12 protein-coding genes are annotated in these 17,111 nt (G+C 52.6%); 5 read left to right on the top strand and 7 right to left on the bottom strand.

All coding sequences use genetic code 11. From position 1 onward, the window contains the following. The first annotated feature begins 547 nt into the window (after positions 1-547). Positions 548-5,764: a two-component regulator propeller domain-containing protein gene (locus ACO0LM_RS14180; protein ID WP_423037934.1), complete on the top strand. Its 5,217-nt coding sequence runs from the start codon at positions 548-550 to the stop codon at positions 5,762-5,764. 9 nt (positions 5,765-5,773) lie between these two features. Here the strand turns inward: ACO0LM_RS14180 and waaA are convergent, their stop codons facing one another. Together waaA and ACO0LM_RS14170 are read right to left on the bottom strand one after the other, a co-directional pair. Further along, complete coding sequence (waaA, locus tag ACO0LM_RS14175) at positions 5,774-7,051, bottom strand: lipid IV(A) 3-deoxy-D-manno-octulosonic acid transferase (protein ID WP_423037933.1); 1,278 nt, start codon at positions 7,049-7,051, stop codon at positions 5,774-5,776. A gap of 3 nt (positions 7,052-7,054) precedes the next feature. Further along, a complete protein-coding gene (locus ACO0LM_RS14170; protein WP_423037932.1) occupies positions 7,055-7,969 on the bottom strand; it encodes a DMT family transporter in 915 nt (304 codons plus the stop codon). A 326-nt stretch (positions 7,970-8,295) separates the two neighbouring features. Here ACO0LM_RS14170 and ACO0LM_RS14165 point away from each other — a divergent pair, with 326 nt between their 5' ends. The 4 genes from ACO0LM_RS14165 (at position 8,296) to ACO0LM_RS14150 (ending at position 11,450) form a co-directional block, all read left to right on the top strand. After that, the gene (locus ACO0LM_RS14165; protein ID WP_423037931.1) at positions 8,296-9,300 is read left to right on the top strand and encodes a hypothetical protein; all 1,005 of its coding nucleotides are present in this window, start codon (positions 8,296-8,298) and stop codon (positions 9,298-9,300) included. Positions 9,301-9,367: 67 nt separating this feature from the next. Then, on the top strand, positions 9,368-10,213 hold the full coding sequence (gene kdsA / locus ACO0LM_RS14160; RefSeq protein ID WP_423037930.1) for a 3-deoxy-8-phosphooctulonate synthase: 846 nt from the start codon (positions 9,368-9,370) through the stop codon (positions 10,211-10,213). 73 nt (positions 10,214-10,286) lie between these two features. Then, on the top strand, positions 10,287-10,976 hold the full coding sequence (locus tag ACO0LM_RS14155; protein WP_423037929.1) for an energy transducer TonB: 690 nt from the start codon (positions 10,287-10,289) through the stop codon (positions 10,974-10,976). 33 nt (positions 10,977-11,009) lie between these two features. Continuing rightward, positions 11,010-11,450 (top strand): hypothetical protein, encoded by a 441-nt coding sequence (locus ACO0LM_RS14150; RefSeq protein WP_423037928.1) that lies wholly within the window; start codon positions 11,010-11,012, stop codon positions 11,448-11,450. Between the two features lie 19 nt (positions 11,451-11,469). On the opposite strand, the gene ACO0LM_RS14145 is transcribed toward ACO0LM_RS14150, so the two are convergent. From ACO0LM_RS14145 to ACO0LM_RS14125, 5 genes are all read right to left on the bottom strand, one after another. Beyond that, positions 11,470-11,835, bottom strand: a complete 366-nt coding sequence (locus tag ACO0LM_RS14145) for a DUF6717 family protein (protein ID WP_423037927.1) — start codon at positions 11,833-11,835, stop codon at positions 11,470-11,472. 67 nt (positions 11,836-11,902) lie between these two features. After that, entirely contained in the window at positions 11,903-12,898 is a 996-nt protein-coding gene (gene waaC / locus ACO0LM_RS14140; RefSeq protein WP_423037926.1) for a lipopolysaccharide heptosyltransferase I, read from the bottom strand. A 182-nt stretch (positions 12,899-13,080) separates the two neighbouring features. Continuing rightward, the gene (locus ACO0LM_RS14135) at positions 13,081-14,457 is read right to left on the bottom strand and encodes a phosphomannomutase/phosphoglucomutase (RefSeq protein WP_423037925.1); all 1,377 of its coding nucleotides are present in this window, start codon (positions 14,455-14,457) and stop codon (positions 13,081-13,083) included. A gap of 25 nt (positions 14,458-14,482) precedes the next feature. After that, complete coding sequence (locus ACO0LM_RS14130) at positions 14,483-16,420, bottom strand: polysaccharide biosynthesis protein (RefSeq protein WP_423037971.1); 1,938 nt, start codon at positions 16,418-16,420, stop codon at positions 14,483-14,485. A gap of 125 nt (positions 16,421-16,545) precedes the next feature. Further along, a complete protein-coding gene (locus ACO0LM_RS14125; protein WP_423037924.1) occupies positions 16,546-17,109 on the bottom strand; it encodes a sugar transferase in 564 nt (187 codons plus the stop codon). Between the last annotated feature and the right edge of the window lie 2 nt (positions 17,110-17,111).

Raw genomic sequence — 17,111 nt, 5'->3', positions numbered from 1 at the left:
TCTTCCCAAACTGAAGCGCTTATTATAAACCCCTGCGGTTTTTTATTTCCTTGACGTGTAATAAGCTCGTTCCTTTTTCGTGAATTTTTAGTAAGAACCTGTTTGCGATCTTACTGCGCGAGCGTGATCGGGGCTCATGCGCTGCTCAAAATGCTCATGTACTAAAGTACATTCCGCTTTTTGCGCTGCTCTTCACCCCGCTGACGCACGCTCGCTACAGATCGTAAACAGGTTCTACGACGGCAAAAGCCTGATTTACGCATATGGCCCATGGCAAGACAGAGCAAAGTTTGCCTTATCTTGAAGTTGCCAGAAGTTGATTGATTGTCTGCCTTGGCCGCCAGATAAATAGACGAATTTTCTTTTATGCAACAAGGATATCAAGGCCTGCCAAGCAGATTTCGTTTTAAGCTTGACCTGTTCAAGCAAAAATATTATTTATGAGGCAATCAGGTGTTTTTCATGCTGCTGAATAACATATACTTCTCGTTTACAATATTCCAGGCAGTAACCATTGGCAGATGGTTTAAGTACAAGAGAGCGCACAATGAGGCTACCGCAATTGGCTACCCTGTTTACCTACCGTCAATTATTGTCCCACTGCGTTTTCTTTCTCGCGATCATCGCGACCTGCTGCTTTTCTGATACCCATGCGGCCAGCATACAAAGCCTGCGTTTTGACCAGGTGGGGCGTGAGCAGGGTTTTCAGCACGAATCCATACAATCCATGTTGCAAGACCGGCAAGGTTATATGTGGTTCGGTACCCAGGGCGGCTTGCATCGCTATGACGGTACCAAGGTTATCTTTTTCCGACATGAACCGGGCCGGCCCAATAGTCTGGCAGATAACTGGGTGTGGGCCCTGTATGAAGACAATAAAGGCCGCATGTGGGTAGGCACGCGCAGCGGTGGCCTGCACCGTTACGACCCTGCAACCGAAAGCATGGTCAGGTACCGGCGTGATGCCATCGATATTCGCAGTTCTGCCGGCAGTCAGATTCAGGCCATCGTAGGTGACGGGGCGGCAGGCTTGTGGCTGGCAACGGGTGACGGGCTGACGCATTTTGATCCTGATACCGGACGTTCTCTCAGCATGCGCCATGATGACAAGGACGATACCAGTATCGCCAGTGATCAGGTCAATACCCTGGCCTACGATGCCGATGGCAATTTGTGGATAGGCAGCAATGCAGGCGTCAGCCTGATGGCGAAGGACAAGTCTAGCTTCCAGAATTTTCGCTTCGATAACGACAAGCGTGCTGATCCGCGTCGCAATGCCGTGCAGAGTATCCTGGTGGATCGCCAGGACAACATCTGGATAGCGTCGCTGGCGGGCTTGGAAATATGGGGCAGGGACAGGGCTGCGAAACACCGCTTCAGCGAACATGAAGGTTTGGAGCCTGGCCCGGTGTCGTCCATACTGGAAGACAAGGATGGTGTGGTCTGGGTCGGCACTGATGACGGCCTTAAACGTTGGGATCAGGCATCCGGCAGATTTTCATCTTACCGCCATCACGCCAGTGACCGCCATAGTTTGGCAGACAACCGCGTTACCCGTTTGTTGCAAGACCGTTCAGGCACCCTGTGGGTAGGTACCTGGCTGGGTGGGGCCAGTCGTACCAATCTGTTCAGTGGCGGTTTTGAGCGCATGTTGCATCTGCCTGGCGAACCCAAAACCCTGAGCAACAATACCGTCTCTGCCATCACTGGCGACAATGGGCATATCTGGATAGGCACTGGCAGTGGTTTGAACCGACTGGACAAGGCCACAGGCCAGATCAAGGTGTATCAGCACCAGGCGGCGCAGCCATACAGCATCACCAATAGCAAGATCAGGGCGCTGCAACTGACACCGGATGCGAAATTGTGGGTGGGTACGCAAGATGGCCTGAATCTGTTTGATCCGGTCAGCGAGCGTGCCCGGCATTTCCAGAATGATCCGCGCAATCCCGACAGCCTCAGTTCGAATATCGTGCATTCCTTCACTTATGACCGTGCCGGTAATTTGTGGGTGGCCAGTGACGACGGACTAAACCGGTTGGATGCAAAGACTGGCAAGTTCCACCGGTACATGCATGATCCCAAAGACCCCGACAGCCTCAGTCATGGGCGGGTGGTATCGCTGCTGTTTGATCGTCATGGGCAACTGTGGGCAGGCACTTTCGGAGGGCTTGATAAACTCGACATGCAGACCGGGCATTTCACCCACTACCGGCATAATCCGGGTGATGGCAGCACTCTCAGCCATAGTCGTGTGTATGCGGTATTTGAAGACAGCAGCGGCAGTCTCTGGGTGGGAACCGCCAGCGGCCTCAATCGCATGGTTGTCGCCGGCGATGGCACCGTCAGTTTCTTCCGTTACAGCGGCATGTTGGGCAATGATGCCACGGCCGGGTTTGCCGAAGACAAAGCCGGTAATCTGTGGGTCAGCACCGACGGTGGTTTGTACAAGCTGGGAGCTGACCGCCGTACGCTGAAAAAATATTCGGCAGATGATGGCCTGATTGACGGCACCTACACCGTAGGTGCCAGTTTCCGCGATGCTGATGGTGCCCTGTATTTTGGTGGCTTCCAGGGGCTGGCCTGGTTTTATCCGGAATCGATACGTGACAAGACTGTTTCACCCACCACCACCATTACCGACTTCCTGATTTTCAATCAATCGGTGCGCGGCGGCAAGTTGCCGGAAGGCGTTACCCTGAAGGGTAATATTTCGGATGCCAGGGCAATCACGCTCAGTTACCGGCAAAACGTCATTTCGATAGAATTCGCGGCCCTGAATTTTGCCGACCCCATGCATTACCGCTATGCCTATAAACTGGATGGCTTTGATGAAGACTGGGTGATGGCAGAAGCCAGTCACCGCTCAGCCAACTATACCAATCTGGAACCTGGCGAGTATATTTTCAGGACCAGGGCAGCTACCAAGGATGGTGACTGGAATGAAGGCGGGGCCAGCCTGCTCATTACCATCACCCCGCCCTTCTGGATGGAATGGCGCTTCCGTCTGGCAGCCACTGTCCTGTTGCTGGCACTGATTTATCTGGTGTACCGCATGCGCGTCAGACGTTTCTCGCGCCAGCAGGCTTTGCTGGAAGATCTGGTCCGGCAAAGAACTGCTGAAGCTGATGACGAACGCAAGCGCCTGAATGACCTCACGTTTGCCTTGCCCTTGTCGGTGTTCCAGTTCCGCGAGTTGCCAGATGGCCAAAGGGAATATGCCTACGTCAGCGAGAACGTGGAAAATGTGCTGGGCGTCACCGCCAAAGCCATCATCGCAGATAAGACTGCACGCTGGCAAACCACGGTGGAAGAAGACCGCGAGGCCTCAGAAGAGCAAGCCAAAATCGCCGTCGATACCCGGACGGCAGGCAATTTCCACCAGCGTATTTTGGTGAACGGCCAGATACGCTGGTTGCGGGCGCAAACGGTGGACCCCAAATACATGAATGGCGAATGGATATGGAATGGTTTCTGGATTGATGAAACCGAAACCTATCTGCAAAAAAATGAATTGCGTGAAGCCAAGGAACAGGCCGAACAGGCAACCATTGCCAAATCCTATTTCCTGGCGAATATGAGCCATGAAATACGCACGCCCATGAATGCAATTATCGGGCTTTCTCACCTGGCCAAGAAAACTGCACTCAGCGTCAAGCAGCGCGACTATATCGATAAAATCCACAATGCCGGCACCTCCCTGTTAGGGGTGGTGAATGACATCCTGGATTTTTCCAAGATCGAGGCCGGCAAGCTGGATATCGAATCGGCAGAATTTGTATTGACCGATGTGATCAATGACGTTGCCACCATCGTCAGCCATAAGGTGGCAGAAAAAGACATAGAACTGGTATTTGATATCGACGTATCAGTGCCGGCGAATCTGCAGGGCGACCCTTTGCGCCTGGGCCAGGTCGTCACCAACCTGGTCAACAATGCCATCAAGTTTACTGACCATGGCGTGGTGGTGATCATGGTCAAGCAGATCAAGTCATCTGCCGACCAGGTGCAGTTGCAATTCACCGTGCGTGACACCGGCGTTGGCATGACGGATGAACAGCAACAAAACCTGTTCAAGGCATTTACCCAGGCCGACAGTTCCACCACCCGCAAATATGGTGGTACCGGGCTGGGGCTGACCATTTCGCGACACCTGGTGGAATTGATGGGAGGCGATATCTGGGTAGAAAGCCAGGTCGGCGTGGGCAGCAGTTTCCATTTTACCTGCTGGTTTGAACATGCCAAATCACCACCCCATGATGTTCGTACTGCTGTCGTGCTGGCTTTGGCTGGCCTGCATGTACTGGTCGTGGATGACCATAATGAGGCGCGCCAGCATCTGGTCAAACTCTGTCAGCAACTGGGCTTGACGCCAGATGCAGCGAGCAGCGGCAAACAGGCATTGCAGATGCTGGAAGACGCCAGAACCACAGGCCAGGCCTATGAACTGGTGTTGCTCGATGCCCAGATGCCAGACATGAATGGCGCCGAAACTGCCGAGGCTATCCATGCCGCAAATGTCGGGCAGGCACCCGATATCATCATGCTCACCAATATGGGTTTTGATGAAGCCGGCATGCTCAATACTGTCCATGCCCCGGTTGCCTATCTGTCCAAACCGATCGGCATGCCGGGCCTGATAGAGAGCCTGCAATGCCTGAGCCGCCGGTATTCGAATGACCCGACCCAGCTTGCTGCCATGCCAGGGCGCGAAAACCGGTTTGACGGCCTGCGCGTATTACTGGTGGAAGATAACCAGATCAACCAGCAAATTGCAGCCGAACTCATGCACGAAGCCGGCATCATCGTTGAAGTGGCAGACAATGGGCGCATCGCCATTGATAAGCTCAACAAGGCCGAATTTGATATCGTACTGATGGATTTGCAAATGCCGGAAATGGATGGCTATGCTGCCACGACCGTGATTCGCTCTTATCCTGAATGGCTGGATTTGCCTATCATCGCCATGACAGCCCATGCCATGAACGAAGAAAAACAGCGCTGCCTGGATACCGGCATGAATGACCATATCGCCAAACCGATCAACCCGGACAGTTTCTTTGATACCCTGGCGCGCTGGAGCGGGCAACGCATGCCAAGGACCAGTTCGGTCCCGGTGAGTATCAATGAAGTCCCCGTCAGGCCGGTAGAGAATACGGTCGAGCTTGAAATCCCCGGTGTGGATGTGAAATCAGCCTTGCGCCGCTGTGGCCAGAATATGGACTTATACCAGCGCTTGCTGCAATTGTTCATAGACACGGCCGCTGCGACACCAGAGAAAATTCGCGCCCACTTGGAAAAAGGTGACCGCATTTCTGCCGAACGCGAAGCCCATACCATGCGCGGTGCCGCCGGCAATATCGGTGCGGTAGAGCTGGCCGCTGTGGCAACGGAGCTGGAGCTGGCGATAGAAAAATCCAGCGAAGATAGCAACCTGCTGCAAAGATTTACTGATGCCAGCGCAAAATTGATCAGCGATTTGCAACTGGCCTTGTCCGGGCCGGTGGCGGCGGACGACGTGATCGACAAAGTGTCCGGCAGCGCGGTGGAAAATGAAGCCGATACACAAGCCTTGCTGGCGACACTCAGCAATTATCTGAAGGATTCAGACAGCGAGGCTTTGGATTACTTCCAGAACCATCGCAACAGCCTGCGTACGCTGGCAGGTGCACAGGCTGATGCACTGGAACGTGCGTTAAAGGCATTTGAATTTGAGGCGGCAGTGCAGATTTTGACATCAATTACACCGCCTACACCAGAGTGAAGACCTGATTTATAAATACGGTTCCAGCAGGTGCATGGTACGCGCCGTGGCACCTTGATGTTGCAGGAAGAATGCGTACGCGGCTTCTCCCATGCGTTGCCGCTGCTGCTGATCAGCCAGCAGGGCATGCGCTTGCCGGAATAAACTCAGTGCACCATCCACCCTGAAAGCCGCACCGCAGGCAATCGCCTGATCAGTGATTTCAGAAAAATTGAAAGTGTGGGTGCCCGTCAATACGGGTTTGCCCATGGCGCAGGCCTCAATCAGATTGTGCCCGCCCAGCGCCACCAGGCTGCCGCCGACAAAGGCGATATCGCAGGCAGCGTAATACATATACATTTCGCCCATGCTGTCACCCAGTAAAACCTGCACATCTGTGGTGATGGGGGCAATTTCTTCGTGGTTCAATGTAGAGCGGCGTACATAGTTGATGCCGCGCGCTTCCAGCATGCTGGCGACCTGGTCAAATCTTTGTGGGTGACGTGGCGTAATGATCAGCAGGGGATTGGTCTGCAACAGCGGAATCTGTTCGACAAAGGCTTGCAGTATCAATTCTTCTTCGCCGTCGCGGGTGCTGGCACACAGGATCACCTGGCGTTCGCCAAAGCTACGGCGCAGGGCAGCGCCACGCTCTGCCATCAAAGGTGGTGGTGTCACATCAAACTTCATGTTGCCGGTGACACCAGGGCGCTCTATGCCCAGTTCTTGCAGGCGCTGGGCATCAGGATTCGATTGTGCTGCCACACAACTGATGGCGCGGGCTGCTGGCAATATCAGCGTGGCCAGCCGCTGTGCCTTCTTCAGTGATTTTTCAGACAGACGGGCATTCACCAGTGTGACCGGTATGGATTGCAATTCACATTGGGCAATCAGGTTAGGCCAGACTTCGGTTTCTATCAGCACACATAATTGCGGTGAAAAATGCCGCAGGAAACGCCGTATCATCCAGTTGATGTCATAGGGTAAAAATGCCTGATCCAGGCGCGGGCCAACATCGGCGAACAACTTGCCGCCGGTTTCACGCCCTGTGGCTGTCATGTGTGTCAGTAAAATGCGGTGATGAGGACAGCGCGCCAGCAAGGCACGGATCAGGGGTTCGGCCGCGCGGGTTTCACCGGCAGAGACGGCATGCACCCAAATGGTGGGCATGCTTGTACTGAGCGGATAAAAGCCCAGGCGCTCGGCAATATGCTGACGATAGCCAGGTTCCTGGCGACCACGCCACCAGAGGCGAAACAGGGCAAAGGGCAAAGACAAACCCCAGACCAGGGAATAAAGAAGACGCATGGGTTATGTCCGACGGAAATTCACCAATACAATACCACCACAAACCAGTATTGCACCCAGCGCAAAGCGTGGGCTAATGGGATCGTGCATAAGGATGACACCGGCAGCCACGCCAAACAAGGGTGTCAGGAAAGAAAATACAGAAAGACGCGATGCCAGATAACGCCGCATCAGCCAGAACCAGGTCAGATAACTGGCAAAGGCAATAATCACCGTCTGGAACAGCAGGCTGACCAGGCTGGTTGCATCCCATTGACTGGGCAGGCTTTCACCGCGCAGCAACACAAAGGCCAGCAAGATCAGAGCACCGACTGCCAACTGATAAAACAGCGTCGTGCTTGGTTCTGCCTCAGACAGGCTGGATTTGCGTATGGTGATGGTCGTGGCTGACCACAATATCGCTGCCACCACCCCGAAACTGTCACCTATCAACATATCACTGGCCTCGCGCTGGCTACTGCTGGATGCCGCAAATAAGGCACCAGAAAACGCAATCGCCACACCACCAAATGCCGATAAAATGCCTAGCCATTGCGCAGGCTGCAAACGCTCGGCAGGGATCAACCAATGCAAGCCCAGCACCGTAAAAATAGGGGCGGTGTACAGAAATACAGACATATGCGAGGCCGTTGTATAGGTCAGCCCCAACGAAATGCATAAAAACTCAAGCGCAAACAAGACCCCGGCAGCAATACCAGGCAATACATGCTGGTCACGCAAGGAAAAAGGAATCTTCTTAAGCAAAATCAGTAACAGCACCAGCACCGCAGCCATACCTGACCGCAATCCCAGTTGCATGGCCGCACTGATCACCGGTGCCGCCAGCTTCACGGCCACCTGCTGCAGGCCCCAGCACAGGCAAAGCAAAAGCATGAGCGAAATGGCAAAACCATCAAGATTTTTACGATGAGCAGACATCAAGCTTGGGGAGTGTTGGCGAAGAGGAGGGAATATACCTGAAAACGGGGTTCAGAAGTGCATGTGTTGCTTGGTGTTAATACGGATTAAAGCAGTTTATTTTGCTATTTTGATAGTGTGAGTACCTGTAAAAAAATCATTGACTATCTATTCTTGACCTTGACTCATCGAGGAGTGGCGTAATTTATTGATAATTTTGTCAGCTTACACTTGGCTTATGGTATTAGCCTGACTGCCTCACTCCCTGCATGGCAGGCAAAACTGCGCATATAAAATGATATCCTATGCCCAAAATGGTAATCAAATCATTAATCGGAATGAAACAGATGAGCACTGACCTATTCTGGCAAGCACTGGAAAAAGCCCAGCCACAATTGAAACAACTGGAAGCGCGTGATGCCATGGAGGCAATCAATGCCCTGTTGCAGCCGCATTTCCCCAACCTGGCAGCAGAATTGCAGGGCAAGGCTGAAGGTGAAGCTGGACAATATGACTTGATCATCACTGCCCACGGCGCGACCGAGCATTTTCAGGATGTCATGGCACTGACCAGGTCCGCCCCCGCACTAAACCTGTTTGCCGACGTGATTGCCTTCAGGGCGCGTGCCGAACTGGGAGACCTGACCATGTCCATGGATAATTTCTCCCTCAGCCCTGCGGATATCCTGGTCGGGCATTATGCCGATGCTGGCCGGATAGGTTTGCAACTCTGGTTTGGCAAGCCCATACCGCAAGACATGCTGGATCATGCCAAACACATGTCCTTCATCCTGCTTGATCATGCTATTGGTGAATATGATTTCGCCATCAAGATAGGTCCGGTCGAATTCATGGAAGACAAGCCTGAGCAAACCACCGTCAGTCTGTCCACCTTCCCGCCAGTGCTGGACAGCTTCTGGTGCGATGAACTCAGGCATACTGCCCTGTTCCCCATCGGTGAAAATGAATGGACAGGTTTTGAGCTCGTCAGCAATACCGACCCTGACGACAAACTGCTGGTACAACGCAATGAATCCGCCATGGCCCTGGTCGGCAGGGCAGATATGCTGTGGCGCTTGCAAGTCGAAGTTGCGCTCGACAATAAAGACGACCTGGAAATTGCCCGCGAGTTTGAAGACCAGCTTGAAACCCTGCTTACACAAACCCACGAAGGCATCAGCAGCCAGATCACCTTGCACGGCAATGTGCGCAGCATGAACTGGCACGTCAGCGATGTCGAAACTGCCGTGGCCAAGGCACATACACTGGCACAGAAATTTGCTTCATTACAGTTTAATATCAGCAGCGAATTTGACCCTCAATGGCAAGACTATTTGCGCTGGGTATCATAGTGCTGCTGCATCGCTGATACCAAAAAATATACAACACCCGACTGATTTTTACAGAACTGGAATCATCTTGACTACCGTAGCCATTACCCCAAAAATTCAGGCCAGCAACCACAACCCCTTCGTCCTGTTCGGCGGCATGAATGTTCTCGAATCCAAAGACATGGCCTTGCGCGTCGCCGAAGAATACGTGCGCGTCACCAGCAAGCTGGGCATCCCCTATGTTTTCAAGGCCAGCTTTGACAAGGCCAATCGTTCATCCATTCATTCTTACCGTGGCCCTGGCCTGGAAGAAGGCTTGAAGATATTCGAAGCCATCAAGGCAGAATTCGGCGTACCCCTGATCACCGACGTGCACGAACCATGGCAAGCCACCCAAGTGGCAGAAGTGGTCGATGTCTTGCAACTGCCGGCTTTCCTGGCGCGCCAGACCGACCTCGTCGTCGCTCTGGCCAAAACCGGCCGCGTCATCAACATCAAGAAGCCGCAATTTCTCAGTCCTTCGCAGGTACAGAACATCGTCGAAAAATTCAGGGAAGCAGGCAACGATCAACTGATACTCTGCGACCGCGGCACCTGCTTTGGTTACGATAACCTGGTGGTCGACATGCTGGGCTTTGCCGTCATGAAAAAAGTCACCAACAACCTGCCCGTCATCTTCGACGTCACCCACGCCCTGCAACAGCGTGAAGCTGGCGCGGCAGCTTCAGGTGGCCGTCGCGAACAAATCGTTGAACTGGCCCGTGCAGGCATGGCGACCGGTCTTGCCGGCCTGTTCCTGGAAGCACATCCCGATCCGGCGCATGCCAAATGCGATGGCCCCAGTGCCTTGCCACTGGATAAGCTGGAACCATTCCTGGCGCAGTTGAAATCGCTGGATGATTTGGTGAAGTCGTTTGGGAAACTGGAAATCTGATATCAAGTTCATTTTCGAGAGGCGTTTGTTCGCCTCGTCTTGCTTCGTCCTCAATTGATGTTTGATAAGAAAAATGCTCAAAAATAAAATCTCTGCTTCCTGTTTTGTCTTATTGACTCTGTTCAATTTGCGTTGCGAAATGGCAAACGCTCAGTCGCAGACTGAGTCAAAGGTGGACGCAAACAATGAGAAATCTGGCCAAGCTCAGGACGCTGGCCCAGAAAAAACTTCTCTGCTTGATCGCTGCAAAAAACCTGAATATTCACGAGGCGTAACGCTTTACGGCTTAGAGGGTAAAACGGTGGTTGATTTTGGTACGAATTCGGCCGGGCGTGTGATGATGGCTGAAATATCCCGTAGCAGTGGCTGGCGGATTTTAGATGAAGCTGTTTTGATGACCATCATAGGCTGCAAAATCTATGAAAATCCCGGTACGGGAAAAACTTATACCAGAGCAAATTACGTCTGGCATATTGAAGATTCACTTGAAAAAAAACCAGAAGTGCTGGCTGATACCTGCAATAAATCTGAATTTGTCAGCCTTGCAAAGGACGACGAACCCGGACGTGGTATCGTGGTTGGTGTACGTCTGAACATGGATGGTACTATAGAAAAAACCAGTCTTGAATGGGCACTTGACCCGAAATTGAACGAGGAGAGCATCAAGCTTGTGAACTCTTGCAAATTCAAGCCAGGCATGAATAACAAAAGAAACCGGCCGTCATCCATTTCATTGCGGCTCTTGCCCCTGCGTTCAAATTAAGTGTATTTTCCGATAAAGATGTTTAAAGCAAGCATGTATGCAAACCTTGACCATCTTTGCCGCTTTTCCACCAAAGCAGCTATCGACGCTCTGGCAATACGTTTTAATCTACCCAATATACGTGGTATGCAGGATTGGGCATATGAAGTTGCTGATGCAAACAGGATAGATGAATATCTTGCCGCCTACGATAGCGGCGAATTAAGTCATGATGAAAAATTCACGCTCATGGCCATGCTGTTGCAGTCATTTTGGGATGCTATAGATGAAGGCAAGAGTTTTCTGCAAATTACCTGGAAACATTTTCTGGATTTGCTAGAGCGTGACATAGACATCCATATTTATCTTGTCTGGTACTGGTCCAGTGTTGACAAGCCTGAAGCTGATATTGAAAACCCTGATTATATGTTTTCGATCAGCCCGTTCATACGTCCAATTCTGTTGCGGCATCAGGGTAAATTTGCCAGGCATTAGCTTGTCAATTTGAGTTTGCTTAAGTGGACTTTCTAAGCGGATTGTTTTTCGCTTTGACCTGCACATAAATTTCTTTGGGAGGCTGCTCAAAATATTTGAACAAGGCAGGACATAGCCAGCCTTCCATATCCAGCTCTTCTGAAAAGTACCAATTGCCATTGCTGTCTGGCCTGCGCCAGGAGAGTTTAATCTGGTGTCCAGGAAATGGGTTTTCTGAAAACAGCATGATGAAACCTGATTCCGAATCAGGAATTGTGGCAACGACTCTATCTATCATGGTGTCGGCACCGCTGACGAAAGGTTCTTGCAACAGGCCTACGCGTTCATCATCAAATACCCACATATCGAGGTATTTGTAAGGGGCGATTACGTTGATGGCATTCATGTGTATTTGCTTACTAAATCTGGGTTATTCACTGAAGGATAATTTAATTTATGTCAGGCGACAATGCTTAAGTTCCAGTTGCTTTCATTAGTACGCTAATCGCATCCCGAACCTCGTCAATAGTCGCAGCCCGCCCACTATCCCCAAGATTAATAATCCTGTCCGACCAATTCCCCTCAGTCTTCCAGCGCGGCGAAGCAGAATAAATTTCTATGGTCGGTGTTTCATAAGCTGCAGCGATATGTGTCAGTCCTGTATCCACGCCTATCGCAAGACGCGCCTTTTGCGCCAGCAAGGTAGCGGCCTGCATGGTTAGCGCAGGCAGGATGGTGGCATTTGGCATGATAGCTGCCATGGCCTCGGCCTCGGCTTTTTCTGCCGGGCTACCCCAAGGCAGCAGTATCGGAAAATCATATTCTTGCAAGCTGCTGGCAATGGCTTGCCAGTGATCACGTGGCCATTTTTTTGCAGCACCGGCAGTACCATGAAAGAATACCGCATACGGCGTAGCTGGTAGCCATGCACGCTGGTCAGCGGGTACGTCCGGTGCCTGCAAGCCAAAGCTGGCGGACGTATTGACAGTGTAGCCACCAGCCGCGGCTGCGACCAGGCGGCCGCGCAAGACGGCATGGGTGTGCTTGTCTACCGGTACGCTGATGTCATGGAAGATTCTGGAAATGCCTTCATAGCCTGAACCTTCGGTGCCATTTGCCAGACCGACTTTCTTGCCGCCTTTGACGGTCTTGGCCAGGCCCATGATGATGCCGGTCTTCAGCAAGCCCTGGGTATCGAGTACCAGGTCATAGCGTTCTTGTCGTAACTGGCGAAAGAAGTGCATGATCTCTTGCCGCGTTGTCGCCTGGCCCAGGCTCTTGCGCCAGCGGCGCAGGGCAAAGGGAAACACCTGGTCGACACCGGGATTCAGTCTTACCAATTGCACATAGGCTTCTTCCACCACCCAGTCTATACGCGCCTGCGGAAACTGGCGACGCAAGTCATCCACGATGGGCATATTGTGCAACACATCACCCAGGGACGAGACACGAACAAGCAGAATTTTCACGATGATAGATAAATGCGGTGAAGACCAAAATGCTCACCACAGAGGCACGGAGACACAGAGGGGGCACAGAGAAAAACTAAAGGCGTTAAGAGTTTTGCTAAACACTCTCACCTTAAAAGATTTTCTCTTGTTTTTCTCTGTGTCTCCGTGCCTCTGTGGTGAGCTTGCAGGTTTAAATAGAGTTAATACGGCAATTTCGCATCTGGCTTGACTGCCAGTACAGCCTGTTTCATGGCCGCCTGTATGCGGGCCATTGCTTCAGGTGTTTCAGCTTCGAAGCGCATGACGATGACGGGGGTGGTGTTGGATGAACGGGCCAGGCCGAAGCCGTCCGGGTATTCAACGCGCAAGCCATCGATGGTGATGATTTCGTCAGAACCAGGGAAATGCGGATTGGCTTGCATGGCGGCGATGATCTTGAAGTTTTCACCTTCGGCCAGTTGCAATTGCAGTTCAGGTGTCGAGGTGGATTGCGGCAAGTTGTTCAGCGTGGCTGTCATGTCGGCCACGCGGCTGACCAGTTCCAGCAAACGTGCACCGGCGTACAGGCCGTCATCAAAACCATACCAGCGGTCTTTGAAGAAGATGTGGCCGCTCATTTCACCACCGAGTGGTGAGCCGGTTTCGCGCAGCTTGGCCTTGACCAGGGAATGGCCGGTTTTCCACATCAGTGGTACACCACCGCGTGCCTTCACCCACGGTGCGATATGACGGGTACATTTGACGTCATACAAAATCTGCGCGCCAGGGTTGCGTGTCAATACGTCTTCGGCAAACAGCATGAGCTGGCGGTCAGGGTAGATGATCTGGCCATCTTTGGTGACGACACCAAGGCGGTCACCGTCGCCATCAAAAGCCAGGCCGACTTCTGCATCGGTGGTTTGCAGGCAGCGTATCAGGTCTTGCAGGTTTTCCGGATGGGCAGGGTCAGGATGGTGATTAGGGAAGGTGCCATCGACTTCGCAAAACAGTTCGATGACTTCACAACCCATGCCGCGATACAGTTCGCCGGCAAATGCACCTGCTACGCCATTGCCGCAATCGACGGCAATTTTCAATGGGCGGGCAACTTTGACGTCACCGATGATGCGTTCAAGGTAAGCCGCTTTGATGTCATGCGTGCGGTAGTTGCCGCTGCCCTGTTTGAAATCCTTGTTGAGTATGGTCTGGTACAGTGCCTGGATGGCATCGCCATAAATCGCTTCGCCGGCCAGTACCATTTTGAAACCATTGTAGTCAGGCGGATTGTGGCTGCCGGTGACCATGATGCCGGACGGGGCACCCAGCACATTGGTGCCGAAATACACCATGGGGGTGGCCACCACGCCCAGGTCAATCACATCGACGCCAGTGGATTGCAAGCCCTTGGCCAGTGCAGTAATCAGGTCAGGGCCAGACAAACGGCCATCGCGACCGATGACCACGGCTTTTTCACCTTTGGCGATGGCGGCACTGCCAAAGGCCTGGCCTATCAGGTGGGCAACTTCGGCATCCAGGGTTTTATCGATGATGCCGCGTATGTCGTAGGCTTTGAATATGCTGGGGGAGAGTAGGGACATGATTATTTTTCTATATTAAAAAGGTTCAGTGGAGCAGGCCTGTGTTGGCTTCTTTGGCCTGATCTTCAGAGCCAGCTTGCTGGGCTTGCCAGATCAGGTCTTCAATACCGCATTGTGGTTCGTATTCTGCCACTATTTGCAGCAATAAAGCGCGGATTTGCGCATAATCAAAGGCGCTGCAGGCGGCCTGCAATTCTTGCAACATGGCATTCAGTTGATCCCATGGCAACTCATTCTCTTGCGCACGCATGATCAGCGGGTGTGAGGTGCCTTCCACATTGTCACCTATCAGCAATTCTTCATACAGTTTTTCACCGGGACGCAAGCCCACATGCTGGATTTCTATCGTGCCGTCGGGTGTGGTTTCGCTTTTCACTTCCAGGCCACTCAAATGCACCATGCGGCGCGCGAGGTCGATGATGCGCACGGGTTCACCCATGTCCAGCACAAACACATCGCCACCTTCACCCATGGCACCGGCCTGCAAGACCAGTTGGGCGGCTTCGGGTATGGTCATGAAATAACGGGTGATCTCTGGATGGGTCAGGGTGATGGGGCCGCCTGCCATGATCTGCTTGCGGAACAGCGGCACCACAGAACCGGAAGAACCCAATACATTCCCAAAACGCACCATGCAAAAACGAGTATGTTGCTGGCGGCGTGAGCAGGCTTGCAAGATCAGTTCGGCCAGACGCTTGGTGGCACCCATGACGTTGGTCGGGCGCACTGCCTTGTCAGTCGAGATCAAGACAAAATTTCTGACCTTGGCCGCCATCGCGGCTTGTGCAACTGACAGGGTGCCAAACACATTATTGCGTATGCCTTCGGCCGGATTGTGTTCCACCAGCGGCACATGCTTGTAGGCAGCGGCGTGGTACAGGGTTTCGACTTCACAAGTGGTGAAGATGCGGTCCAGCTTGGCGCTGTCGAGTATGGAGCCGAGGAAAGGTAAAATTTCCACATCCAGCTTCAGTTGCTGGCGCAGGCCAGTCAATTCCTGTTCAATCGCATACAGGGCGTATTCCGACATTTCCAGCAGAACCAGTTTGGCCGGGCGCTGGCGTAATATCTGGCGACATAGTTCAGAGCCGATGGAACCACCAGCCCCGGTCACCATGACGCACTTGTCACTAATACAGATGCTTAGCAGGCGGGTATCTGGTTCAACCTGGTCGCGGCCCAGCAGATCTTCAATTTCGACTTCGCGTATGTCTTGCACGCGCAATTCACCGTTGACCAGGCTTTGTATCGATGGGGTGACCTTGATCTTCAGCTTCAGGGGTTCCAGCTGGTCCAGTACCTGCTTTTGCCTGGTTTTGCTGATGCTGGGCATGGCCAGCAAAATCTCGCGGATTTCATGGCGTTCGGTCAGGGCTGGCAACTGGTCTGGTGCAAATACCTTGACCCCGCCTATGGTCGAACCTTGTACTGGTTTGCTGTCATCAATAAAAGCTACGCACACATATTCACCACCGGCACGCAGGGCAGTAGCCAGTTGTGCACCAGCCTTACCTGCACCATAGATGGCGATGCGGGTGGCATTTTCTGTCATGTCGGCCTGCAATAACCAGGCCCTGGCCAGAAAGCGGCTGGCACCGACATACAGGATGGAACCGGCCCAGAAGAAACCAAATACGGCCCGTGACAGCGGCATAATGTGCAGCATGACGCTGACAAAGACCAGCAGCAGCACAGACAGGGTGACACCAAATACCACGACGCTGATGATTTTCTGGTCAATAAAGCGGATGACGGCACGGTACAGACCGATACGTATGAATACCGGTATGACGATGAAGGGTACGGAAACAATAAGCCAGAAGTAATGATTAAACAGCGCAGCGTTGAAGCTGTCATAGCGCAACCAGACTGCCAGCACAAAAGTCATGGGCAGGCAGATGGCATCTGCTACGGCAGCCAGCAATTGCTTATGTATGCGTGGCAGGTTCAGTAGAGACTGCATCATGATCGTTATGCCCGCCTGATGAATGATTGAAAGAATGACTGCATGGGCAGTGGAATAAGCACTTAATAGGTCACTTAGTGGCTAACTTAGTGGCTAACTTAGTGGCTAACTTAGTGGGCAACTTAATGAGTAACGCCATCACGGCGCACCACCTTGTAAAACGTCAAAAACAGGATGCGCAGGTCCAGCATGAAGGACTGATGTTGCAGGTAATAGGCATCCAGATCCACTTTAACAGGTATCGGCAATTCATCCCTGCCATTGATCTGCGCCCAGCCCGTCAGCCCCGGCGGGATGGTGTGCACTTGCTTTTCGGTGCGCAGGGCGATCAGGTCATGCTGATTGTACAGGGCAGGGCGGGGGCCGACAAAGCTCATGTCACCACACAGTATGCTCCACAATTGGGGTAATTCATCCAGGCTGGATTTACGCAGGAAAGAACCGATGGGTGTCAGATACTGATCCGGGTTGCTCAGTAAATGGGTGGCAACCGCAGGTGTGTCTATGCGCATGCTGCGAAACTTGGGCATCTTGAAGATGGCATTATTGCGCCCGACCCGGTCTGACCAGTAGACGATGGGGCCGCGTGAAGTCAGTTTGACGCAGACCGCCACCACTACCAGGGGTAGCAGCAGAAACAGGCTGGCAATCAGGGCTACGAAGAGATCGAACAGGCGCTTTAACATAA

It is taken from the genome of Undibacterium sp. Di26W (genome assembly GCF_049340265.1).
GTDB lineage: Bacteria > Pseudomonadota > Gammaproteobacteria > Burkholderiales > Burkholderiaceae_D > Undibacterium.
This window is presented reverse-complemented; position numbering and strand designations above follow the sequence as displayed.